19 protein-coding genes are annotated in these 22,295 nt (G+C 51.7%); 18 read left to right on the top strand and 1 reads right to left on the bottom strand.

The window, feature by feature from the left end:
* Positions 1-531: 531 nt before the first annotated feature.
* Entirely contained in the window at positions 532-2,463 is a 1,932-nt protein-coding gene (locus BLQ82_RS20225) for a beta-N-acetylhexosaminidase (protein ID WP_062523439.1), read from the bottom strand.
* 84 nt (positions 2,464-2,547) lie between these two features.
* Here BLQ82_RS20225 and BLQ82_RS20220 point away from each other — a divergent pair, with 84 nt between their 5' ends.
* The 18 genes from BLQ82_RS20220 (at position 2,548) to BLQ82_RS20140 (ending at position 21,878) form a co-directional block, all read left to right on the top strand.
* Positions 2,548-3,402 (top strand): AraC family transcriptional regulator, encoded by an 855-nt coding sequence (locus tag BLQ82_RS20220; RefSeq protein WP_062523440.1) that lies wholly within the window; start codon positions 2,548-2,550, stop codon positions 3,400-3,402.
* Between the two features lie 428 nt (positions 3,403-3,830).
* A complete protein-coding gene (locus tag BLQ82_RS32105) occupies positions 3,831-3,995 on the top strand; it encodes a hypothetical protein (protein WP_157243804.1) in 165 nt (54 codons plus the stop codon).
* 215 nt (positions 3,996-4,210) lie between these two features.
* Positions 4,211-5,680 (top strand): sensor histidine kinase, encoded by a 1,470-nt coding sequence (locus BLQ82_RS20215; RefSeq protein WP_244280888.1) that lies wholly within the window; start codon positions 4,211-4,213, stop codon positions 5,678-5,680.
* 23 nt (positions 5,681-5,703) lie between these two features.
* The gene (locus tag BLQ82_RS20210) at positions 5,704-6,339 is read left to right on the top strand and encodes a response regulator (RefSeq protein ID WP_062523442.1); all 636 of its coding nucleotides are present in this window, start codon (positions 5,704-5,706) and stop codon (positions 6,337-6,339) included.
* 513 nt (positions 6,340-6,852) lie between these two features.
* Positions 6,853-7,593, top strand: a complete 741-nt coding sequence (locus BLQ82_RS20205) for a YveK family protein (RefSeq protein ID WP_062523443.1) — start codon at positions 6,853-6,855, stop codon at positions 7,591-7,593.
* Positions 7,577-8,218: a CpsD/CapB family tyrosine-protein kinase gene (locus tag BLQ82_RS20200; protein WP_062523444.1), complete on the top strand. Its 642-nt coding sequence runs from the start codon at positions 7,577-7,579 to the stop codon at positions 8,216-8,218. Before BLQ82_RS20205 ends, BLQ82_RS20200 begins: the two co-directional genes overlap by 17 nt.
* Before the next feature lie 141 nt (positions 8,219-8,359).
* Complete coding sequence (galU, locus tag BLQ82_RS20195) at positions 8,360-9,247, top strand: UTP--glucose-1-phosphate uridylyltransferase GalU (RefSeq protein WP_062523445.1); 888 nt, start codon at positions 8,360-8,362, stop codon at positions 9,245-9,247.
* A 91-nt stretch (positions 9,248-9,338) separates the two neighbouring features.
* Positions 9,339-10,031 carry a sugar transferase gene (locus tag BLQ82_RS20190; protein WP_020426699.1) on the top strand — a complete coding sequence of 231 codons (693 nt, stop codon included), beginning with the start codon at positions 9,339-9,341 and terminating at the stop codon, positions 10,029-10,031.
* A gap of 19 nt (positions 10,032-10,050) precedes the next feature.
* The gene (locus tag BLQ82_RS20185; protein WP_244280886.1) at positions 10,051-10,992 is read left to right on the top strand and encodes a glycosyltransferase; all 942 of its coding nucleotides are present in this window, start codon (positions 10,051-10,053) and stop codon (positions 10,990-10,992) included.
* 8 nt (positions 10,993-11,000) lie between these two features.
* Positions 11,001-12,347, top strand: a complete 1,347-nt coding sequence (locus tag BLQ82_RS20180) for an O-antigen ligase family protein (RefSeq protein ID WP_062523446.1) — start codon at positions 11,001-11,003, stop codon at positions 12,345-12,347.
* Positions 12,344-13,117, top strand: a complete 774-nt coding sequence (locus BLQ82_RS20175; protein ID WP_062523447.1) for a WecB/TagA/CpsF family glycosyltransferase — start codon at positions 12,344-12,346, stop codon at positions 13,115-13,117. Before BLQ82_RS20180 ends, BLQ82_RS20175 begins: the two co-directional genes overlap by 4 nt.
* Positions 13,114-14,580 (top strand): O-antigen ligase family protein, encoded by a 1,467-nt coding sequence (locus BLQ82_RS20170; RefSeq protein ID WP_062523448.1) that lies wholly within the window; start codon positions 13,114-13,116, stop codon positions 14,578-14,580. The genes BLQ82_RS20175 and BLQ82_RS20170 overlap by 4 nt, the downstream gene beginning before the upstream one ends.
* Positions 14,546-15,925: an oligosaccharide flippase family protein gene (locus BLQ82_RS20165; RefSeq protein ID WP_062523449.1), complete on the top strand. Its 1,380-nt coding sequence runs from the start codon at positions 14,546-14,548 to the stop codon at positions 15,923-15,925. Before BLQ82_RS20170 ends, BLQ82_RS20165 begins: the two co-directional genes overlap by 35 nt.
* Before the next feature lie 236 nt (positions 15,926-16,161).
* Positions 16,162-17,016, top strand: a complete 855-nt coding sequence (locus BLQ82_RS20160; protein ID WP_062523450.1) for a glycosyltransferase family 2 protein — start codon at positions 16,162-16,164, stop codon at positions 17,014-17,016.
* Entirely contained in the window at positions 17,003-18,196 is a 1,194-nt protein-coding gene (locus tag BLQ82_RS20155) for a glycosyltransferase family 4 protein (RefSeq protein ID WP_062523451.1), read from the top strand. The genes BLQ82_RS20160 and BLQ82_RS20155 overlap by 14 nt, the downstream gene beginning before the upstream one ends.
* Complete coding sequence (locus BLQ82_RS20150) at positions 18,190-19,332, top strand: glycosyltransferase family 4 protein (RefSeq protein ID WP_062523452.1); 1,143 nt, start codon at positions 18,190-18,192, stop codon at positions 19,330-19,332. The genes BLQ82_RS20155 and BLQ82_RS20150 overlap by 7 nt, the downstream gene beginning before the upstream one ends.
* A gap of 100 nt (positions 19,333-19,432) precedes the next feature.
* Positions 19,433-20,533 carry a glycosyltransferase gene (locus BLQ82_RS20145; RefSeq protein ID WP_062523453.1) on the top strand — a complete coding sequence of 367 codons (1,101 nt, stop codon included), beginning with the start codon at positions 19,433-19,435 and terminating at the stop codon, positions 20,531-20,533.
* A 4-nt stretch (positions 20,534-20,537) separates the two neighbouring features.
* Positions 20,538-21,878, top strand: a complete 1,341-nt coding sequence (locus BLQ82_RS20140) for a UDP-glucose dehydrogenase family protein (protein WP_062523454.1) — start codon at positions 20,538-20,540, stop codon at positions 21,876-21,878.
* Positions 21,879-22,295 lie beyond the last annotated feature (417 nt).

Genomic DNA, 22,295 nt, shown 5'->3' with positions numbered 1-22,295 from the left:
CAGTTTGGGGAGAAATGAGAGGTACTTATACCTCACATTTGCACGATTGGCCAGTTTGGGGAGAAATGAAAGGTACTTATACCTCAGATTTGTCCGATTGGCCAGTTTGCGGAGAAATGAAAGGTACTTATACCTCACACTTTCCCGATTAGCCAGTTTGGAGAGAAATGAGAGGTACTTATACCTCACAATTGTCCGATTGGCCAGTTTGGGGAGAAATGAGAGGTACTTATACTTCACAATTGTCCAATTAGCCAGTTTGCGGAACACTGTTGAAGTAAGCGGAGTTCTACAAGAAACTTGACTTTTGACAGAGCAGGCTTCGGAAATAGGGGGCCTAACCGAAAAGCTGTTATTAGAGCACAACCGCTGGAGGAAACGAAATGGAACAACGGCAGATATACTGTTGTTGGGGTGTCGCCGGAGGCCGCGAAGTGAAACAACGGCAGATATACCGTTGAATATTAAAAGGCAGCCGCTCCGCAGAGTAACCTGCGGAGCGGCTGCCTTAAATGCCATAAATACCTGGTGCTATAACGCCGCTGAACCAGTCAGCTCTGCTGCCAGCCGGGTGTACTCGGCGCGCAGCCGGACCAGCTTCGAGACGCTCTGTTCCAAGCCGCCGGTCCGGTTGCGCTGAATCCACAGCTGGCGGTAATGATGGAGCAGAATGTCCAGGTCTTTAATCTGGCGGTGGATCAGCTCAGGCTGAAGTGTGCCGGGTCCGTCCGCCAACTGCTTTTTGATCCGGGCCAGCTGCACAGCATGCTTAACAAAATGAATGCCATTCCGGAGCTCTGCTGCAACAAGTCCGGCATCGGCGCATTCCAGCTCCAGCTGTTCAAGCCGGGTTCCGATCTCCGCCAAATACTGCTCCAGATGATCGAAATGCTCAACCGTAAGCTTGCCGACAAGCTGCGTCTGCTGCAGAGGGGTGCGCAGCAGCATGGACATTTCCGTATCATTCGGACGGATGCTGCCGGACTCCAGCCTGTAGTAGTTGCCGAGGTCCAGCAGCAGCTGTCCGATTTTGCCCGCACGGTCATGGAAGACGGCTGTGTTCAGGTACCCGGCCACATCTGCCTCCAGATTGTTCTCCACATTCCAGGCGACCGCTGCACCGTAGGCGAATCCGGCATAGCTGACAGGCAGGTGCTGCCAATGGCCGAAATCGCCCCAGTCGGTAATCAGATAGCCGATGGCACCGTTATTTTTGCCGTGGATTGCGGCACTGCGCAGATTGGCCATCATGTTGTCGGTGCGGCCCGTAAGGGAGTTCCAGGAACTGGTTCCCGGACAGACATAAAAAGGAATTCCCGCTTCGCGGAATTTTAGTGTATCGGCTTCGAACGGATGGGCTGCGCTGTAGCCCCATTCCATGGCAACGATATCTTTGGGGAGCTGGGGAATGAGCTCAGGATGCTGAATAATAATGTCGCCCCAGAACTGCATGGTTTTACCTCGCTCCAGGACCAGCCCATGAATTTTCTGCAGAAAAGACAAATACAGCTGGCCTTTGCCGGCGGCGTCTGCCGCAGCTTTGCTTTTGCCAAGCCCCAGCTCATAGGTTTCGTCACAGCCTACATTAAAATATTTTGACGTGAAGTAGGGAAGAAGGTCATCGTACATGGCGGCGAGCAGCTGCAGCACTTCAGGGTTTTCGGTATGGAAGGTTCCCGGGTGCATGAACAATCCTTCCGGATACATTTCGCTGTCGTACATATCCTCAGGGAGCATAAAGCCTTCTGGAATCTCAGCGAGATCATTGAACTCAGGACGGGTCAGCCATCCCTCCATGTGCCCGAAGCTGTTTTGGTTCGGAACAAGCCCGATATATCGTTCCTGGCAGTAGGCGTCAAGCTGCAGAATTTCCTCCCCGGTTATTGGGGTTTCAAGCTCCCAGACCTGGGGAAAGGATTCATAGGCAAAGGGAGAACCTTCTATATATAATTGCAGCTGGTTCAGCTTCAGATCAGCCATGAAATCAACGATCCGGTACAGGGTTTCGAGCTTGGGGATTTTATTGCGGCTGATGTCGATCATCAGTCCCCTGGCCGCGAAGTCCGGCTGGTCGCTGATATGCAGAAACGGAAGGTTCCTGCCGCATTGCTGCAGTATTTGTTTCAGAGTGGCAGCCGCATAGTAGGCCCCCTCGGGAGAACCGTAGTTTACAGCGATTCCGCTCTCATCCACATGGATTTCATAGCCCTGGGCAGGCAGCAGTGGACTATAACTAAAGTGGTAGACGGAACGGACGGATGGGCGTGTGCCTACAGACAGGGATAGGTTCAATTGAAGGACCTGAGACAGGGTGAGCTGGAGCCTGCGCGCAGCAGGAAGAGCGGCACGGTCCGCTTCTCCTGCAAGAACGATGCTTCCTTGTGCGGGAAGATGGAACCGGCCGTCAGAACATTCCAAGACCTTTGGCCCCGGAAACAGCTGCAAATGATGGTTTTCAGACATAGCGTGGACACCTCTTGTTCATGTAGAATATGATCATCTTCAGATTAACCATATCACTCCTGAACAAGGGGAGGAATGCACATCATGTCCGAGGTCATGGATTATATGATCAGTCCGTATCCTGTACGGATTATTGATCCCAAGGTAGAGTCCTCCAGGCTTAGGCTGAAGGCGATCCGGATAGGTCAGGCGGGTCATCTGCCGGGAAGAATATGGTTCCGGTCTAATGTTGTATTCGAACATTGGGCCCTAGTCTATATCATATCCGGGAACGGCACATACATGGAGAACGGCGGCAGGGTTCAGCAGGTGCGCGCCGGAAGCCTGTTTTTCTTCCGCCCGGGCTGCAGCTACAGCTTTGGACCTGCTCCGGGGTGCAGCTGGGATGAATACTATATCAACTTCAATGGAACCCGTGTGGCTGAATGGGTGGAGTCGGGACTCCTGGAGGGGGGGACTGTATTTGATGCCCAGGCCTCTCAGGAGCTGGCATCTGTATTCGAACAGGTGCTGGCGCTGATGGAAGGCGGTGCCCCGGCGGATGCCGACCGGGCGGCAGCGATGCTGGAAGGGCTTCTGCTGGAGTGTTCCCTGATTACTGAGGGTCGCTGCCGCACCCGGCTGCCTGATCTCTTCCCGCTAATCCGTGAAGAGTTGAATGCATGCATTTACGGAACGCCCGATCTATCGGCGATTGCAGCCAAACACCATATTTCGATGTCCACGCTGCGCCGTCTTGTACGGCGCAGCAGCGGTTACCCGCTGCATGAATATATCCACCGGCTCAAAATGGCGGAAGCGAAGCATCTGCTGCTCAATACTTCGCTGCAGGTTAAGGCGATAGCCGGAATGCTGCATTATGCTGATAGTTTTTATTTTTCAAGATTATTCAAGAAATATATGGGGGTATCTCCGTTAATTTGCCGTAACAGCATATAGCAAGCGACATATTTCTACCTAAAATGACGAAATCATGTCGGAATTTGTGGTTTTTTATTGACATGGTCAAAAATGGAATGTTATTATTTAGGTAATATTAGCAGATTCACGATAGTTCTTATAGACTATGCCGGAGATGAAGCCATGAGAGAATATTACTGCATCAGTTGCCGCAGTCTCCATAAGGTGGATACACAAAACCATTCTGTACGTATTTTGTCCACCGGGTATCATATCGTTGGCGATCAACGCTATCAGATTTGTATTTGTAATTCATCCAAGTTACCTAAAACTCTGCCGACGGTGGCCGATTAGACCTGCGGATGACCGGTATGACTTTATGACAACCATAGATTATTGCTGCCGAAGCAGCCTGTCCGTAGTCGCTGACAGGCTGCTTCTTGTGCGTCTAAATATGTGGACTTTTTGTGAATTCGCTATCATTTGAAAATATGGGGTTTTTCCAAGAAACTTTTGAAAAAAAAGCTGGAAATTATGCAACAATCATCATTTGTAAACGTTATCAATTAAAAGGGGAACTTGTTATTGTGATTTTTCTCATGTATGATGCTTTTAAACAAAGCTTAGAATAAGCTCGCATTTTCCACAAACTGGAGAATAGGGTGGTGGGATGAATATCAAAGCAACCGCGGAAGACAAAGTAATAACCATTTACAGAAACATATCTTTGTCCCTCACATCGCTGATGTACCTCTTGGACCATACGGGGCCTTCCGTCTTTTATAAATCCCTATTAATCATGGTGTTATTCTTATTTGCACAAGTATTCACGATTTATTACCGGAGGTTGCGTAAATGGCCGCGTATTCTTATGCTTACCGTAAGCATTGAGATGGCGGGGCTCGTTGTACTCACATTGTTTACTGGCGGGTATGACAGTTCTTTTAAATTGTATGTCCTGAATCCTGTCCTCATCGCGGCAGGTTCCTTGCCTATTTATTTCAGCTGGAGCTTGCTATTCAGCTATTTTGGTGTTATTTCCGTATTTTGTTATTTTTTCTTGAACTCTTCCGGAAAAACTTTCGCCGAAGCCGTGCTTGACAATGGCAACCTGTTTCTAGTCATGGTACTTACGGTTATAGTTATGCAGATGGTTAATCGGATCAAGCGGCAGCGGGAAGCGGCCAATGCACGGACGAACGAAACCATGGAGCATATTAAGTCGCTCTATCACATTGTGGAAACCTCAAGCCAGCATGATTTCATGAACATCGGCCAGGTTATTACGGATTATGTGGTGAAGCTTACCAAGCTGGACAAAGCGTTGTTCTGGTTCGCCCAAAAGAGCGGCGAGCCCGCACCGCAGAGCCGGCAGACCGGCTGGCATCAGGAGGAGGAACGGTTTCTTTTTGCAGAGCTGGAGAAACATGAGCATGAATGGCGGTTGCAGCGTGAACCGGTGTTCAAGAGCCTCCCCGGACTTGGAGACTTTCTGCTCATGCCTGTAAGAATGAGTACGCGGTTTGTCGGTATGATCGGCGTGAAGCTGGAAGCATCGGAAGGCCTGGAAGGACGCAGGTGGTATATCCAGCAGCTGATGTTTCTCTCGGAGCTGAGCGCGATTATCCTGGAACGCCATGAACTTGGTGTGATTGAGAACCGGCTGATTATCACGAACGAACAGAACCGGATTGCTGACGAGATGCACGACAGTGTATCGCAGAGCCTGTTCGGTATTGTCTATGCGACGCATTCGCTTAAGCAGACATGGCGGAAGATGTCCGAATCCGAGCTGGAGGAGCAGATTGAGCTGATTCATGATTCAGCCACCAAGGTAGCTAAGGAATTGCGCATTACCATCTACAGCCTCAGCTCCAAAAAGAGCGGCGGCCCGACATGGCTGGGTATGGTCAGATCACATTTGAAAAGCTTGTCCAGGCTGAACGACGTAGAAATTGAGTTAAAAATAACGGGGGATGATTTCAGTCTCCCTTATCCTTACCACAAGGCGCTCTTCCGGATTATATCCGAAGCGACAGGCAATGCCATTCGACATGGTGCGGCCAGCCGGGTGGATGTCGAACTGTCACTTAAGCCGAAATGGATCAGACTTTCGATAGTCGATGATGGTGTCGGTTTCGATACTGATCTGCTCTGGACCGAATCCGAGGATAACACCGGCGGACTAGGCATGAAGAATATGCAATATTTGGCACAGTCTTTAGGCGGTGACTTCCAGTTGTCCAGCAGTGAGAATGCAGGTACCAGAATTTTGATTTCGATACCTGTCGGCGTGGCTGAACTAAAAAATGCATAAACTTTAGGCAGGAGGTCGTTCTAGTGAAAATCGTCATCGTTGATGATCACCCATTGGTTAGGAGAGGACTCGCGGCGGTCATTTCCATGCAGTCCAATCTGCATTTTGCCGGCGAAGCAACGAATGGCCAAGAAGCGCTTCTGATCATTGAAGAGACGCAGCCTGATCTTGTGCTTATTGATCTTAAGCTGGCCGATGAATCAGGTCTGGATGTAATCAAAGCAGCGCGTTCGCGCGGACTCATCAGCAAGTTTATCCTGCTGACCTCTTCGGCGAGCCGGGAGGATTTTTTGAAGGCAGAAGAAGTGCTGGTTGATGGTTATGTGCTGAAAGAGGCGCTGCCGGAAGAACTGCTGTTTGCCATTCAACTCGTTCATAAAGGCCGAAAGTATTATGACCCTGGCTTGATGGAAGACAAGATGCGGATGAGCGGCAACAGTCCAACCGACGAATTGACTCCGAAAGAAAAGGAAGTGCTGATCGAGCTTGGGCAGGGGGCCAGCAACCGCGAAATCGCCTCGCGGCTGTTCATCAGTGAATTCACGGTGAAGAAGCATGTAAGCCAGATTCTGGCGAAGCTCCAGGTGGCTGACCGTACACAGGCTGCACTCTATGCCAATGCAGTAGGGCTCACGAAATACGAAATGTCATACGATTGATTTCCATTAATTATCAAATATGTGAGGAACACGGACATTGATGTCCGTGTTTTTTTGTTGTACAGGAAATTATGCAATACCAAACCGTGTGGATCTCTTGGAAGCTTCAAAGGATAGAAGAGATGCGGGAGGAAGGGGCTTTATCTTGTTGAAGCAGTGAAGGACGGTGAAGCCGTTTCTGCTTGTTCCCATTTGGGGGCGCGGCATGCCCGGCATTATGGATTACGACCCAAGGTAGCAGGCTGATCTGAACAAAATCTGAACAGGCTGGACTGCCGAAAACCCTGAGAATGTAGCGAATATTGCCACACGCTGTCAGGATTTTCCGGACATCTGGTACTAAAGTATACCATACACCTACACTTCAGAGGTAGCCTCCCTCACTCGAAAGTGAAGATTAAAGTGAAGGTATGACCCATGTGGTGATCCGTAGAGATTGATAGAATAAAAGCAAGATATCTGAAACTTTCATGATTGCTTTCAGAATGTAATGAATGCGGAAGGAGGGTTACTGTGGAAAAGACGATTTTGGATTACATTAACCTGATTAAGAAGAGGTTATGGTTAATCGTAGTATTTGTATTAATCTCCTGCGCCACCACCTTCTATGTCAGCAAGAACTTCGTCGTGCCTGTCTACTCAGCCTCCGGACAGCTGCTCGTCAACAACGCCGCGAATGTCCCCGAGAGCAACAACCTTAATAATCTGAACTTCAGTCTCAACCTCATCGAGAGCTATAAGGAAATTTTGAAGTCGCCAACGATTATGAAGAGTGTAGTAGCAGAACATCCGGAATTCAATCTGACAGAACAGGCATTGGCCGGGAAGCTGCAGATTAAATCTTCGGAGAAAAGCCAGGTCATCAACCTGAGCGTGCAGGACGAGAGCTACACTAAAGCGGCTACGATAGTAAACGCGGTTTCGCAGACGTTCATCCGCAGCTTGCCGGCGCTGATGAATCTGGACAATGTAACGTTCCTGACGCCGGCTGATCCGGCAGATGCTCCTGGTCCTGTCAACAGCGGTTCGACAATGAACCTGATCATCAGCTTTGTAGTTTCGCTGATGGCTGCGATCGGGATCATCCTGCTGCTGGAAACCTTGAACGGTACACTCCGGACAGAGAAGGAAGCCGAGTTCGATCTTGGACTGCCGGTAATCGCCAGCATTCCTGCGATCCGCAAACGGGACTTAGGCAAGTCGGCAAATGCCAATGCAAGAGTAGGGGAGGGCGCTTATGTTACGGCCGAATAAAAGTCTGATCGCGGACCTGAATCCTTCCTCGCATATCTCTGAATCCTTCCGCTCACTGCGTACTTACATCAGGCAGCTGGGGCTGCTGAAGGGCAGTGGAGGGCAGGTGCTCCTGTTTACCTCCGCAGAAGGCGGGGAAGGCAAAACGACGATTCTGTCGAACCTTGCAGTATCTTTTGTCCAGGATGGCAAGAAGGTGGCTGTAGTAGACTGCAACCTTAGACATCCGGGTCTGCACAGCGTGTTTGAGGTAGAAGGCAGCCACGGCCTTGCCGCATACCTCGGAGGCAGGGAAGAGGTCAAGGATATCGCCGTATACGGCAATCTGGCCAACCTGGCGGTCATTCCGGCCGGGATTACCAGCGTCAGCCCGCCGGATCTGCTCGGAAGCGACAAGATGGCCGCTCTGCTGGAGGAGCTGAAGTCAAGCTTCGATCTGATCCTGCTGGATGCGCCGCAGGCGGTGGAATACAGCGATGCACGCATCCTGGCTCCATTGTCAGACGGATTAATCATCGTTGCCAGACACGGCAAGACGAAACGCGAGTCGCTCAAAAAGCTGAAGGGCCTAATGGAGCAGACAGGCGTCAAGATCCTCGGAATTGCTATGAATCAGACCAGATAGTATTTCCAGCGGGTTTTGTTCTAAAGAGAAAACGAGTGGAGCCAATACTTACAAAACCTGGTGTATGCTTCCGAAGCAAGTTTTGTACGAAGAATATTCGGATGAGGCATATGCTTACAAAACTCTTAGGAGGTAAGTGCGATGAAAAAAGTAAAGAAGGTAATTATCCCTGCAGCAGGACTAGGAACGCGCTTCCTTCCTGCCACGAAAGCAATGCCTAAGGAAATGCTGCCGATCATCAACAAGCCCACTATTCAGTACATCGTGGAAGAAGCGATCGCTTCCGGCATCGAGGATATCATTATTGTTACAGGTAAGGGTAAACGGGCGATCGAGGATCACTTCGACAACGCTTTTGAGCTGGAATCCAGATTGCTGGAAGACGGTAAGCTGGAGCTGCTGAAAGAAGTTCAGCGTTCCTCGAAGGTGGAAATTCACTACATCCGGCAAAAGGAACCCAAAGGCCTCGGCCATGCGGTATGGTGCGCCAGACGTTTTATCGGAGACGAGCCCTTTGGTGTAATGCTCGGGGATGACATCGTAACCGGCAAGGTTCCCTGCCTGAAACAGCTGATTGACCAATACGAGGAAACACAGAATTCGGTAATCGGCGTGCAGGAAATTCCCGATGAGTTCACCAACCGTTACGGAATTATTGAACCTGACCTGCAGGACGGACGGCTGTACCGGGTTAATAATTTTGTCGAAAAACCGGCGAAAGGCACAGCTCCTTCCAATCTGGCGATCATGGGACGTTATGTATTTACTCCAAAGATCTTTAAGTACCTGGATCTTCAGGAAAAGGGCGCAGGCGGCGAAATTCAGCTTACCGATGCCATTCAGAAGCTGAACCAAAGCGAGCGCGTGTACGCTTATAACTTTGACGGTACAAGATACGATGTCGGCGAACGGCTGGGATATATTTTGACTACACTTGAATTTGCACTGCAAAGCGAGGATTTGCGGTATCCGGTAATGGATGCAATGGCAGATTGGCTCAGCAAGGCAGGACAAACTCTGAATAGTTGAAAACCAAGTTTAGACTTTCGAGACGGGTTTTGGACTGTGGAGAGTCAGTAAGCACCCAGGCTTACACAACATATAGGAGGAATGAGGAGAGATGAGCATGCAAAAACTGCCGGAAGACTATGAGGCCGTCCTGCCGAAACTTTACATGCTACATGCCAAAGAAGGAAGCAAAGAAATGGATTCCTATCTGGTGATGAAGCGGATTATCGACATTTTTTTCTCCGCTCTTGGCCTTCTCGTACTGCTGCCGCTGTTCATCGTGGTGGCAATCCTGATCAAGCTGGAAGATCCGAAAGGAAAAGTGTTCTTTCGTCAGAACCGGGTTGGCAAGGACGAGAAGCTGTTTCCCATGTATAAATTCAGATCCATGGTCTCCAATGCCGAGGAGCTGAAGGCAAACCTGATGGCCTACAATGAGGTCAGCGGCGCGATGTTCAAGATTAAGAACGATCCCCGCATCACACGTATCGGCAGATTTCTGCGCAAGACCAGCATTGACGAATTGCCTCAGCTCTGGAATGTGCTGCTAGGGCATATGAGCCTGGTCGGCCCGCGCCCTCCACTCGTGGAAGAGGTTGCGCAATACACGGATTATGACAAACAACGGCTTATGGTTACACCAGGCTGCACCGGCTATTGGCAGGTGAATGCAAGAAACAGCGTCGGGTTTGACGAAATGGTTCAGCTCGATCTGACCTACATTTCTATCCGCAGCACGATGCTGGATCTCAAAATCATCGCTAAAACCGGACTCATGCTGCTTGGCTCCAAAGATGCGTATTAAAAAAATGGAAATTGGGTGAATGCCGATGCTTGTAAACGGAGACGTTCCTAAGATTTCCATAATCATCTGCACCTACAACAGGTCAGCTTTGCTGCTTAAGACGCTTCAGTCGCTTTTGCCGCTGGAGAATCTGGATCAGGCCGAGGTCATTATGGTGGATAACAGCTCCAAGGATGATACGGCGGCAGTGGTCAAGCGGTTTATAGAGACTGAAGGTGCAAATATGGATATCCGTTACATTCTGGAGCCGGTGCAAGGGTTGTCGGCGGCCCGGAATACAGGGATTCTGGCTTCCAAATCGCCGCTCATCGCTTTTCTGGATGATGACGCGATTCCTTGCCGGAATTGGATAACAACCATTGTAAGTACCTTTGAACAAAAGCCCGAGGTCATGGCCATGGGCGGCAAGATCGCTCCGATCTTCGAAAGCAGGCGTCCGGATTGGCTGATCAAGCCGTTCGAACTGCCGTATACCATCGTGGATCTGGGCAACCGCATCAAAGAATATCCGAAACGGCTTCATCCCTGCGGCGCCAATATGGCGATGCGCAAGGTGGCCTTTGATATCAGCCTGTTTCCGCTGGAGCTTGGAAGAAAAGGTGATTCGCTTCTCTCCGGTGAAGAAACCTGGCTGTTTAATCAGATTGAAAGTCAAGGACATTCCATTCTCTATCATCCGCAGATGGCCGTCGATCATTTCGTACCGGCCAACCGGTTGACGGAGGATTGGATTATGAAAAGATATTACAGCCAAGGCATATCCAACGCGATGAAAAGCGAAGGTGTGAAGGATAATCTGCTCCTGCTGGGAAAGACGGCCGCCAAGATCATGTATATTGCGGGTGACTCGATCCTCTCCCGGAGCCAGGGAAGAAGACTTCTGAACAAATGCCGGCTGGAGAGTATTCGCGGAACTCTTCATATGATCTGGAATCGGAAGAGGGAATCCGCAGCGGGGTGAGGGAGACAATGATGAATTTTGAGTGGGGCTCCAAAATGAACGTTTTGCCATACGGAATGCTCTACCTCATGTCCGCGCTGTTCCTTGGAGCGGCGGTCATCTACCAGCCGGTAATAGCGGTAGCAATCGTGCTTCTGATTATGCTGCTGGTTGTCTCTATCTCGCGTCCTGAACTCATCAGCTATTTCGTTCTGCTGACGACGGCGATTTCTATTAACTTTCTGTATCCCGGCAGTATGTTCGGCGTTGAGATTCTATCGCTCTACAAGCTGGTGATCCTGATGCTGCTGGTGCCCTGCATTCTGGTGAATGGCTTGAAATTCCGCCTTAGCCAGCCGCTTTGGGCCATGGTGGGACTGCTGTTCATCACCTTCGGCTCTTCGATTTGGCTGCCAGAAATGAGCGGCTCCATTGCGGTCAAGGCGTTTATCGGATTGTCCCTTCCGTTCGTTTTTCTTCTGATTAACTGGAAGAAGGAAGTTGCCGAGCGGCAGATCCGCATTATCACTATGCTTCCTCTGGTAAGCGTGCTGGCCGGAATCGTGCTGCAGGTGGTGCATCTCCACTCTTTTCTCGATGTGGAATTCACCGGCGCTGTACGGGTTCAGGGAGCGAATATCCCGGCGCATCTGGCGATGCTGGCCTTCATGGGCGTGGGAATTGCATTCATTGAGATCAAGCGCAGTACGCAGCATATCCGTTTTTTCTATACCATGCTGGCACTGAACTTCCTGATTCTCATTGGAACAGGGACACGGGGGCCGATATTGGCACTGCTGTTAATGGTCCTGTACTACTTTTACGATATTTCACGGCAATACTTGAAGGGCAGAACACAATATCTGATTCCGCTCCTGTGCTCGGTTATTCTGATCTTCTCGGCGGTATACCTGCAGCTCGACAATATTAAGAAGCGTTCCTTCGAACGCACAACGGATACGGCAGTAGACTTGTCAGGCCGGGCAGAAGCCTGGGAGTACTTCCTGAACAAGGCGGCGGATTCTCCGTGGTCGGGCAGAGGACTTGGAGCAGTGACAGTGGCGAATGACGGGACACTTTACAAAGGGTTCGTGGTTCCCCACAACGAGTATATCCGCTTTTACTTTGATGGAGGGTATATCGGAGCCATCCTGCTGCTGATTTCATTATTGGCTGTGTTTATTCTGGTGTACAGAGCTTTGGCACCGCCGGTCAAACCGTATTATCTGCTCTTTATAGCAGGGTTTATGATTTATTCGTTTTCCGACAACACGCTGTCGACGGTCCAATCGATCATTCCGTTCTGTTGGTACCTGAACTGCCTGTATCGATCTTCACAGCCAACCGATTCCCCACAAAAAGAAGTGATACGATGAACCAAGTGAACATGTTCGATGTCAATTTCGATAACTATGATTTCATGGACCTGCTTGATTATATTGATAAAACGATTCAGGAACGGTCGCAATCGTACATCCTGACCTGCAACGTCGATCATGTCATCAAGCTCCGCAAGGACAAAGAGTTCCAGACCGTGTATTCCCAGGCGGGTGCTGTAGTGGCAGACGGAATGCCGCTGATCTGGGCTTCGAAAATGCTGGGTAAGCCGCTGAAGCAAAAGGTGTCGGGCGCAGATCTGTTCAGCCGTCTCGGCAATGCCTTTGAGCAAAGAAAGTACCGGCTGTTCTTTCTGGGCTCTGCGCAAGGCGTGCCGGAACAGGCTACCAAGAATCTTAAAGCGGCTTATCCCGGAATGAATATTGTCGGCTGCTATTCTCCTTCCTACGGCTTTGAGCACAACGATGAAGAGAACCAGCGTATTATCAAAATGCTGACGGAAAGTCAGCCGGATATTGTGTTCGTAGGCGTGGGAGCGCCGAAGCAGGAGAAGTGGATTTACCGGCATTACAACTCGTACCGGGCGCCAATCTCGATTGGTGTGGGAGCCACCTTTGACTTTTTGTCAGGCTCGGTGAAAAGGGCGCCGAATTTCATGCAGAAAACAGGCCTGGAATGGTTCTGGCGGCTCAGCCAGGAGCCGGGCCGCCTCTGGAAAAGATATCTGGTCGATGACGCCCAATTCCTGGTCCTGCTGCTCAAGGAGCTCCGCAAACGGGATAAAGTAAAGGGAGGCAGGCGGGAATGAATGTGAGTCTTCCATCCATGAAGTCAGCAGGAACGCTGCTGCTGGTCTGCGGCATCTGTCTGGGCCTTCCGCTGATAATCGGTTTTGCCAGCGCGAAGCTCAGTTCATCCAACAGTCTTCAGGGAGTTATCCTGGCGGGCATTTTGTTTCCGGCCTTCCTGCTGGCTCTGCTGAAGCCGAAGGCGCTGATTGCCTACACCCTGCTGGTCTGGGCTGTAGCTCCGGAGCTGCGGCGCATCGCCGATTGGTCGGAAGGGGTCTACCATTCCGTATCCCTGCTAAGTCTGGCGCCGCTGCTGACGGGGGCTACCCTGGCCATTCCGGTGCTGAAGGAGATTCACCGCATCCGCAAATCCTCCACCCGGATCATCCTGCTCTTCTCGGTCGCACTGGCTTACGGGGCGCTGATAGGGCTCGCGAAGAACGGCATTGGCTCTGTGTACGACCTGGCGAACTACATCGTACCCCTGCTGCTGATTCCGTTCTTTGCGGTAACGCGTTTTAGACCGAAGGATATTGACCGGCTGCTGTATGCTTTTGCCAATATCGCAGTTCTGGTATCCATTTATGGGATTATCCAGTATTTAACCGTACCTCCATGGGATGCCTTCTGGATGAAGAATGCCGACATGATGTCCATTGGCACACCGTATCCTTTGGAAATCCGGGTTTTCTCTACACTGAATTCTCCCGGGCCTGCGGCAACCTTCCTGGTATTCGCTCTGGTACCGATGATTCTGGAGAAAAGATGGCAGGGAACACTTCGCTGGATTGGGGTCATGCTCGTTGTCATCTGCCTGCTGACCACACTGGTCCGTTCAGCCTGGCTGGTGATGCTGGTGATGCTGCTCGTATACATCGCTTCCTCCCCGTCCAAGGGGAAATGGAAGGCGCTGCTCCAGCTGGTATTTGTCGCTGCCGCACTGTTCTGGATCGTCCCTAAGCTGCCGGGTGCAGAGGGATTGGTCGCCCGTATGGAGACACTGACCTCCGTTCAGGAAGACCATTCCTATAATGAACGCCTGAGCCTGTGGCAGAACATGCTGCCGATGGTAGCTGCAAATCCGGTCGGGCAAGGGATAGGCAGTGTCGGCCAGGGGACAAAGATCGGCAACGGCGGGGAGCTTGGCGAATACGGAAACATGGATAACGGTGTTATCGCCCTGCTGCTTACCTTCGGAGTCCTGGGCGCTTTGTTCTTCTTCGGCGCCCTTGGCGCTGTAATTAAACAGATTGTAGTCAGAGTCACCAGCAGAGACAGCCTTCAGCCCTATGCCCGGCTGTCGCTGGCAGCATGGATGGGGGCAGTGATCAGCCTGGTATCGGACAACGGATTTCCCGGGCTCAAAGGCTACCTGGTCTGGATGCTGATTGGCCTGGGCCTCGGTGCCAAAGAGATTATTGAGAGCAGAAAGAAGGGAACACCACATGCAGCCATTGAACGCGAAATCACTTCCCACTAATACAGTCTGGTCTTCGCTTCGGCGGTTTACCAAGAGTAAAGACAACAGTTCTGCCGCAGTGAAGACGATGTTCGTCAGCGTGCTGATCCTATTGGTTAATATGCTGACGGGTGTGCTGACCGCACGTTACCTGGGTCCTACAGGACGCGGGGAGCAGACAGCTATGGTGAACTGGTCACAATTTCTGGCGTTCAGCATGAGCTTCGGTATTCCTTCGGCCCTGATCTACAATGCCAAAAAGAATCCGGAAGAGGCAGGCGTGCTCTACCGGATGGCCCTGCTAATTGCTCTGGCATTTGGAACCTTGGCTATGATTGTCGGGATTGTGGTCCTTCCCTACTGGCTGAATTCATTCAGCCCGAATGTCGTACTGTTCGCGCAGTGTTCGATGATCCTGTGTCCGCTGATTGTGGTATCACAGATCAACAATGCGGCTTTTCAGTTCAGAGGCGACTACAAGACGTTCAATTGGCTGCGGTATCTGCTTCCGCTGCTGACGCTGGCGGCCATCGGAATTCTGATTCTGACCCGCTCGATCAATCCTTTTACAACCGCCTTGGCGTACCTGGTGCCGTCCGTTCCAATCTTCATCTGGATGACGATTACACTGCTCCGCACCTACAGGGTGAAGATGAATAACGCTTACCTGAATTTCAAAAGACTGTTCACTTACGGACTCGGCTCATACGGAAATGACTTGCTCGGGCAGTTCTCTTACTATATCGACCAGATCATTATCGCCGGTCTGCTGCGGCCAGCCGATCTGGGGCTGTATGCGGTAGCGGTCAGTCTCTCGCGGATGGTCAACTTCTTCTCGAACTCGATCACCGTAGTGCTTTTTCCGAAAGCCTCTGAGCTGTCCAAGGATCAGGCCATTGCCCTTACCTTCAAAGCCTTCCGGATCAGCACAACCTGTACCCTGCTGGGCTCGCTGTTCCTGATGCTGGTAGCGCCCTTCGTGATTCCGCTGCTGTACGGCAAGGACTTCAACACTGCATTGACGGTGTTCCGCCTGCTGCTGCTCGAAGTGACCATCAGCGGTGGCACCTTGATACTGGCCCAGGTGTTCATGGCTCTCGGCAAGCCGAAGTTTGTATCGATCCTGCAGGGCGTCGGACTGATCCTGGTGATCCCGCTGCTGTTCCTGCTGGTGCCGAAGTTCGGTTTGTTCGGAGCAGGGGTGGCAATGCTGTCTTCGGCGGTGCTCCGCTTCCTGTTCATTATTCTTAACATCAGATACAACCTGAAGGTCAAACTGCCCCGCCTGCTGATTAACGGGGATGACATTCAGTGGATGAAGACAACGATGAATTCTTATATCCGCAAAAAACCTATGGATACCTAAGCTTGGCAGCGAACAGTGTAACCTGTGAGCTACGTTTTGCTTAAAAGAAAAAAGGACAGTGTGAGAGGAAAGTAGGGAAAGTTTGGAGCTGTAGAAGCGTTAGCGTTCGCCTTTGTCTTCTGATTTCAACCGCGAGTGCGGCCTGAAATAAAGAAATCAGAAGACAACAGCGATCGGAAGCCCAAACATTTCCCGAATTGACGACAAACACTGGACTGAAAAAGGAGGATACCTTCATGGATTCAGTGAAAAGCGTGCTTGGCGGCCCGGGCAGTTACCCGATATCGGCTGTCATCATTGCTCAGGATGACGAAGTTCGAATATCCAAAGCAATTCAGTCCTGCCGGTTGTTCGCCGATGAGGTGGTTGTAATCGACGGGGGGAGCAAAGACGGGACGGTGCAACTCGCCGAAAGTTTGGACTGCCGGGTGTTCGTCAACCCCTGGCCGGGATATGCGAAGCAAAGGGAATTCGGAGTGGAACGCGCCGTCCATGATTGGGTCTTCCTGATTGATACCGACGAAGTGGTCAGCGAGGAGCTGGCGCAGGACATTCTGGACCGCAAGCCGGGGCTTACAGACAGGGCGGTAGCCTTTTCGCTGTACCGGATCGGTGATTTCCTGGGCAGATGGCTGGACAAAGGGGAGTACCTGGTGCGCCTCTATAACCGCAAGGAATACGGCATCCGCAACAGCCTGGTGCACGAAATGCCTGAGGTATCGGAGGAAAAAACGGTCAAATTGAACGGGGTACTCTGGCATCAGGGATTCCGCAGCATCAATGACCATGTCGCCCGCTTCAACAAATATACCGATCTCGAAGCGCAGGCTGCCTTTGCCAGCGGCAAGCCCTTTAAGATCAGCCACTTACTGCTTCGCCCGCCGGCTCGTTTCTTACAGAAGTATTTCCTGCATGGCCTGTTCAAGAAAGGCATCTCAGGGTTTGCGGTATCCATTTTCTGGGTGATGTATGAATTCATGGTCGGCTTCAAGCATTACGAATTGAACAGCTCCGGCAGACTGGCCCGGCACAACGCACTGGGCCAGGCGGAAAAAGAGAAAAAAGGGGAGAGAAGCTATGCCGTACAGTGACGGTTTGAACATTATGACGACCGGCCTTAGCTGGCCCTCTTTACAGCCAGGCGGACTTAATACTTATTTCAAATCCGTGTGTGAGCAGCTCTCTTCACGCAACAAAGTGCATGCGCTGATCTGCAGTCAGGAAACGCCATCCACTCCCAAAGAGCTGATTATCCATAACGCGGGAGACCCGAAGCAGACGATCTGGAAGCGCAAGGATGCGTTCCAGCGCAAGGCGGCGGACCTGATGGGGAACGGCAGCGGCCGGATCGATATTCTCTATTCCCACTTTGCGCCATACGGAATCGGCCCGGCGATTGAGGCCAAGAAACGCGGAATTCCGGTGGTGATGACCTTCCATGGCCCATGGAATGAAGAGATGAAGATCGAAGGCCAGGGCATCAAGCACCGGGTCAAAACAACGATTGCCAAATCCATTGAACATAAAGCTTACAAGCTTGCGGATAAATTCATCGTGCTCAGCGAATATTTCCGCGACATGCTGCACAGCCTGCACGGGGTGCCGCTGCACAAGATCACCGTTATTCCGGGGGCGGCGAATGTGGAACGGTTCGTGCCCGCCGCTAACCGGCTGGCAATCCGGCGGACGCTGAATCTTCCGGAGGGAGCCACCACGGTGCTGACCGTAAGACGGCTGATGAACCGGATGGGGCTGCTGCAGCTGCTGGAAGCCTGGAAGCAGGTGTCCGAGCGGTTCCCGAATGCGATTCTGCTGATCGGCGGCAAAGGGCCGCTGCGCGGAGAGCTGGAAGAAAAAATCTCCGATTATGGACTCGCCAACAAAGTAAGGCTGCTGGGCTACATTCCAGATCATGAGCTGGCGTCCTACTATCAGGCAGCGGACATGTTCGTAGTCCCTTCCCAGGCGCTGGAGGGATTCGGATTGATCACGGTTGAGGCGCTTTCCTCCGGGCTTCCGGTGATGGCAACGCCGGTGGGCGGCAACAAGGAAATTCTGCAGGGCTTCCGGCCGGAGCTGCTGTTCAAAGGCTCAACCAGCGACGACATGGCGGAAGGCATGATCCACATGCTGAGCAACCGCAAGCTGCTGCCGGGCCGGGATGAATGCCGAAATCATGTGCTTGAGAAATACACCTGGCAGCATGTAGGCGACCAAGTGGAATCCGTATTCCTTGAAACTTTGGGAAAGGGTGTGGCAGCAGGATGCTAAAAGTTGCTTATATCGATCACACCGCCAAATGGAGCGGCGGAGAGGTAGCCTTGTTCAACATTCTTACCAACATCGGCAATCAGATCGAGCCGCTTGTGATCCTCGCCGAGGAAGGCGCATTGGCCGAACGCCTCCGGGAGAAAGGCATTGATGTCCGTGTCATCCCGCTGGATGAGAGCATCCGCAACCGCGGCCGGAATGCCGTCAACCTGGGTGCTCCGGCTGCTGCGCTGGGACTGCTGGCTTACGGCCGCAAGCTGGCTCCTATTCTCAAGCAGGAGAAAGTGGATTGTGTGCATACCAACTCCCTGAAATCGGCATTCTACGGAGCCGTTGCCGCCAAAAAAGCAGGGGTGCCGCTAATCTGGCATATCCGGGATCACATCGGTGCCCCTTACCTCAAGCCGGTTGTCGCCAAGGCGATCCGGCTGCTGTCACGCCTGCTGCCGAACGGTGTCATTGCGAATTCGCATTCCACGCTGAATGCGCTGGAGCTGCCCCGTACCAAGAAAACGCTGGTCGTGTACTCCGCTTTTGCCAAAGCGATTGGTGAAGGAATCGGCAAACGGGAGCAGCAGAAAGACTTCAACGTCCTGCTGGTAGGCCGGCTGGCGCAGTGGAAAGGCCAACATATTGTGCTGGAAGCTGCCAAGGCTTTTAAGAACGACAGCCGCGTGAAGTTCTGGCTGGCCGGGGATGCCCTGTTCGGAGAAGAGGCATACAAAAACGAATTAATTCAGAAGATGCAGCAGGATAAGCTGACCAATGTCAGCCTGCTGGGTCATGTGGAAGATATACAAGGCCTTATGAGCAAAGCTGATTTGCTGATTCATACCTCGATAACGCCTGAACCGTTCGGCCAGGTGATTGTCGAAGGCATGGCGGCTGGACTGCCGGTGATTGCCTCCAATGAAGGCGGACCGGTAGAGATTGTGGTTCCCGGTGTAACGGGACTGCTGATCCAGCCTGGGGACCCAGTCGTACTTGCAGACTCTATCACCTGGATGCTGAACCATCCTGAAGACCGAAGACGGATGGCGGACAGTGGAATGAAGCGGGTGAAAGAGCATTTTGTCATCGAAAATACGGTCAAGGATATTGTTGATTACTATAAAGGGCTGCTCGCGGCGACTTGACCGCAGGTAAGCCAAAAGCTTCAAGCCCAATCAGGAACCAATACATCCATACGTTCACTACTTGATGATGCTGCTCCATAAAACTTTGAGGATGATTCACATGAAAATTGCGATAGCGCACGATTACTTAATCCAAATGGGCGGGGCGGAAAGAGTAGTGGAGGTATTCCACCACATGTATCCGGATGCTCCAATCTTCACGACGGTATTTAACGGAAGCCGGCTGACCGAAAACCTCAAAGATGCGGATATCCGGGCCTCCTGGCTGCAAAAAATCCCGGGAGTGAAGACCAACTTTAAAGGGGTGCTGCCGCTTTATCCCATGGCCATCCGTGATTTGGACTTTCGCGGGTATGACATCGTCCTGAGTTCCAGCAGTGCTTTCATGAAAAGCATACAGGTGCCCGAGTCCACGTTTCATCTTTGCTACTGTCATACCCCGATGCGGTTTGCCTGGGACTATGACACTTACATGGAGCGGCAAAGCAATTCCGGATTGTTCAAAAGGCTGCTCAAGGTCTACATGCAGCGGCTGAAGAATTGGGACCAGCGGACTTCCAAAAATGTAAACCAGTTTGTCGCCAACTCCTCCGTGGTCAAAACACGGATTCAGAATTACTATCACCGGGATGCGGATGTGATTTTTCCGCCGATCAACACCGCACGCTTCAGCAGTTCGTCTTCTATAGGCGATTACTATCTGATCGTGTCCCGGCTGGTCTCTTACAAAAGGATTGACCTGGCGGTGGAAGCCTTCAACCGCAACGGGCTGAAGCTGTTCATCGTCGGCGACGGCCCTGACCGCAAGCGTCTGGAAGGCATGGCCAAAGACAATGTATCATTTCTGGGCCGGCTGGAGGATGCGGAGGTGACGGGGCTGATGTCGAAGTGCCGGGCGTTTATTTTTCCCGGTGAAGAGGATTTCGGCATCACACCGCTTGAGGCCAATGCTGCAGGAAGACCGGTTATTGCCTATCAGGCCGGAGGGGCGCTGGATACCATCGTTCCTTATGTCAACGGTGTATTCTTCCAGCGTCAGGAAGTTGATGATTTACTTAAGGCCATTTATGAAGTGGAGTCCTATGCGTGGGACATTGGGCAGATCATGGGCCATGCGCGTAAATTCGATGAACAGGCGTTTATGGTTCAGTTCAAGCAATATGTGGAACAGGCCTACGTCAATTTTCTAAAAGGAGGATGATTGTATGAAACTGGCAGTAATCGGTACCGGCTATGTCGGTCTTGTCTCTGGCGTATGTTTTACACTGAATGGTAATCATGTAATTTGCGTGGATAAGGATGAGGAGAAGATCAAAAAGCTCAGCCAGATGGAATCTCCTATCTATGAGCCAGGTATTGAAGCACTGATTGAAATGAATTTGCGGGAAGGCAGATTATCCTTCTCCTCGGATCTTCACGAATCGGTGCGCCGGTCTGATATCGTCATTCTCGCGGTAGGGACGCCTTCCCTTCCGGGCGGTGAAGCAGATCTGAGATATATTGAGGGTGCAGCTACGGAAATCGCCCAGGCGATGGAAGGCTACAAAATCGTTATGACCAAGTCAACCGTTCCTGTGGGTACAAATGAAAAAATCCGCAAAATTATCGCCTCCCACACCAATCATCCCTTCGATATCGTCTCCGCTCCTGAATTCCTGCGTGAAGGCTCGGCGATTCAGGACACACTCCATCCGGACAGGATTGTTATCGGACTGGATAACCCGGAGCTTGAGCCTGCAATGCGCCAGCTTCACCAGGGCTTCACGGAAAATGTGTTCGTAACAGATATCCGCAGTGCAGAAATGATCAAATATGCGTCGAATGCTTTTCTGGCAACGAAGATCTCCTTCATTAACGAGATCGCCAATATTTGCGAAAAAGTGGGAGCTGATGTAACCGAGGTAGCAGAAGGCATGGGAATGGACCGGCGGATCGGCTCAACCTTCCTGCAGGCCGGTATCGGTTATGGAGGCTCCTGTTTCCCGAAAGACACCAATGCGCTGATTCAAATTGCAGGCAATGTGGACTACGAGTTCAAGCTGCTGAAATCGGTGGTCGAGGTGAACAAAGACCAGCGTTTCATGATCATCTCGAAGCTGCATGAATCGCTTGGCAGCCTGCGCGGTGCAGTAATCGGCATCTGGGGCCTGGCCTTTAAGCCGAACACCGACGATGTCCGCGAAGCCCCGGCCCGTGAAATTGTTGAGAGCCTGGTGGCCGAAGGCGCAACAGTGAAGCTGTATGATCCGATTGCTGCGGAGAACTTCAGACAGCAATACGATCATCCGCAGCTGCGCTGGTGCGGCCTGCCGGAAGAAGCCGCGGAAGGCAGCGACGCGGTCTGCCTGCTGACCGACTGGAGCGTGTTCAAGGACATCGATCTGCACAAGCTTGCGGAGAGCATGCGCCGCCAGGTGCTGATCGACGGACGCAACGTCTACTCCAAAGAGCAGATCGAGGGAACGGGCTTTGAATACCATTCTGTCGGACGCCCGCAAATGGGGGGCCTCAGCGGCTACTCCCCCAGCGTAGCCGGTGCAATCTAAGTTTTAACTGCCGCCAAACAAGCGGCAATGCCGGATCTTTGGCAGGGAGCTTCGCCTGCCGGGTGAAGCAATTGATGGTCTAAGAAGTCACTGTGGCTTTTCGTCAGAGAAAATGCTGCCGGGGAAGCTGTTAAGGGAGGAACGGAGAGGAATTTTGGAACTGGAAGAGCGAATGCGTCCGCCTTTGTCACCGGATTTCAACCGCTAAAAGCGGTTCGTTTCAAGAAATCTGGGGACAACAGCGGCCGGAAGTCCAAACATTCCTTGCAGAGACTCCCGTAACAGCCGACCTGAAGTATTGTCATGCAACTTAATGCGTCAGTGACATTCCTGCCTTTCATGCGAAAGCCACCCGGCAGCAGCTCACAATAACAATCCGATATTCACGCGACAACACATAAATAGGAGGGTTCACTT

The sequence above is a fragment of the Paenibacillus jilunlii genome, assembly GCF_900102965.1.
Classification (GTDB): Bacteria; Bacillota; Bacilli; order Paenibacillales; family Paenibacillaceae; genus Paenibacillus_AQ; species Paenibacillus_AQ jilunlii.
The sequence above is the reverse complement of the archived record's forward strand: the minus strand, read 5'-3'. Positions and strand labels throughout refer to the sequence as shown.

Excerpts from the sequence above, each read along its gene's own strand:
- BLQ82_RS20140 (WP_062523454.1), top strand. The coding sequence starts at position 20,538 with ATGAAACTGGCAGTAATCGGTACCGGCTATGTCGGTCTTGTCTCTGGC.
- BLQ82_RS20165 (WP_062523449.1), top strand. The coding sequence starts at position 14,546 with ATGCAGCCATTGAACGCGAAATCACTTCCCACTAATACAGTCTGGTCT.
- BLQ82_RS20170 (WP_062523448.1), top strand. The coding sequence starts at position 13,114 with ATGAATGTGAGTCTTCCATCCATGAAGTCAGCAGGAACGCTGCTGCTG.
- BLQ82_RS20200 (WP_062523444.1), top strand. The coding sequence starts at position 7,577 with ATGTTACGGCCGAATAAAAGTCTGATCGCGGACCTGAATCCTTCCTCG.
- BLQ82_RS20225 (WP_062523439.1), bottom strand. The coding sequence starts at position 2,463 with ATGTCTGAAAACCATCATTTGCAGCTGTTTCCGGGGCCAAAGGTCTTG.
- BLQ82_RS20145 (WP_062523453.1), top strand. The coding sequence starts at position 19,433 with ATGAAAATTGCGATAGCGCACGATTACTTAATCCAAATGGGCGGGGCG.
- BLQ82_RS20155 (WP_062523451.1), top strand. The coding sequence starts at position 17,003 with ATGCCGTACAGTGACGGTTTGAACATTATGACGACCGGCCTTAGCTGG.
- BLQ82_RS20190 (WP_020426699.1), top strand. The coding sequence starts at position 9,339 with ATGAGCATGCAAAAACTGCCGGAAGACTATGAGGCCGTCCTGCCGAAA.
- BLQ82_RS20160 (WP_062523450.1), top strand. The coding sequence starts at position 16,162 with ATGGATTCAGTGAAAAGCGTGCTTGGCGGCCCGGGCAGTTACCCGATA.
- BLQ82_RS20185 (WP_244280886.1), top strand. The coding sequence starts at position 10,051 with ATGCCGATGCTTGTAAACGGAGACGTTCCTAAGATTTCCATAATCATC.
- BLQ82_RS20220 (WP_062523440.1), top strand. The coding sequence starts at position 2,548 with ATGTCCGAGGTCATGGATTATATGATCAGTCCGTATCCTGTACGGATT.
- BLQ82_RS20175 (WP_062523447.1), top strand. The coding sequence starts at position 12,344 with ATGAACCAAGTGAACATGTTCGATGTCAATTTCGATAACTATGATTTC.
- BLQ82_RS20150 (WP_062523452.1), top strand. The coding sequence starts at position 18,190 with ATGCTAAAAGTTGCTTATATCGATCACACCGCCAAATGGAGCGGCGGA.
- BLQ82_RS20180 (WP_062523446.1), top strand. The coding sequence starts at position 11,001 with ATGATGAATTTTGAGTGGGGCTCCAAAATGAACGTTTTGCCATACGGA.
- galU (WP_062523445.1), top strand. The coding sequence starts at position 8,360 with ATGAAAAAAGTAAAGAAGGTAATTATCCCTGCAGCAGGACTAGGAACG.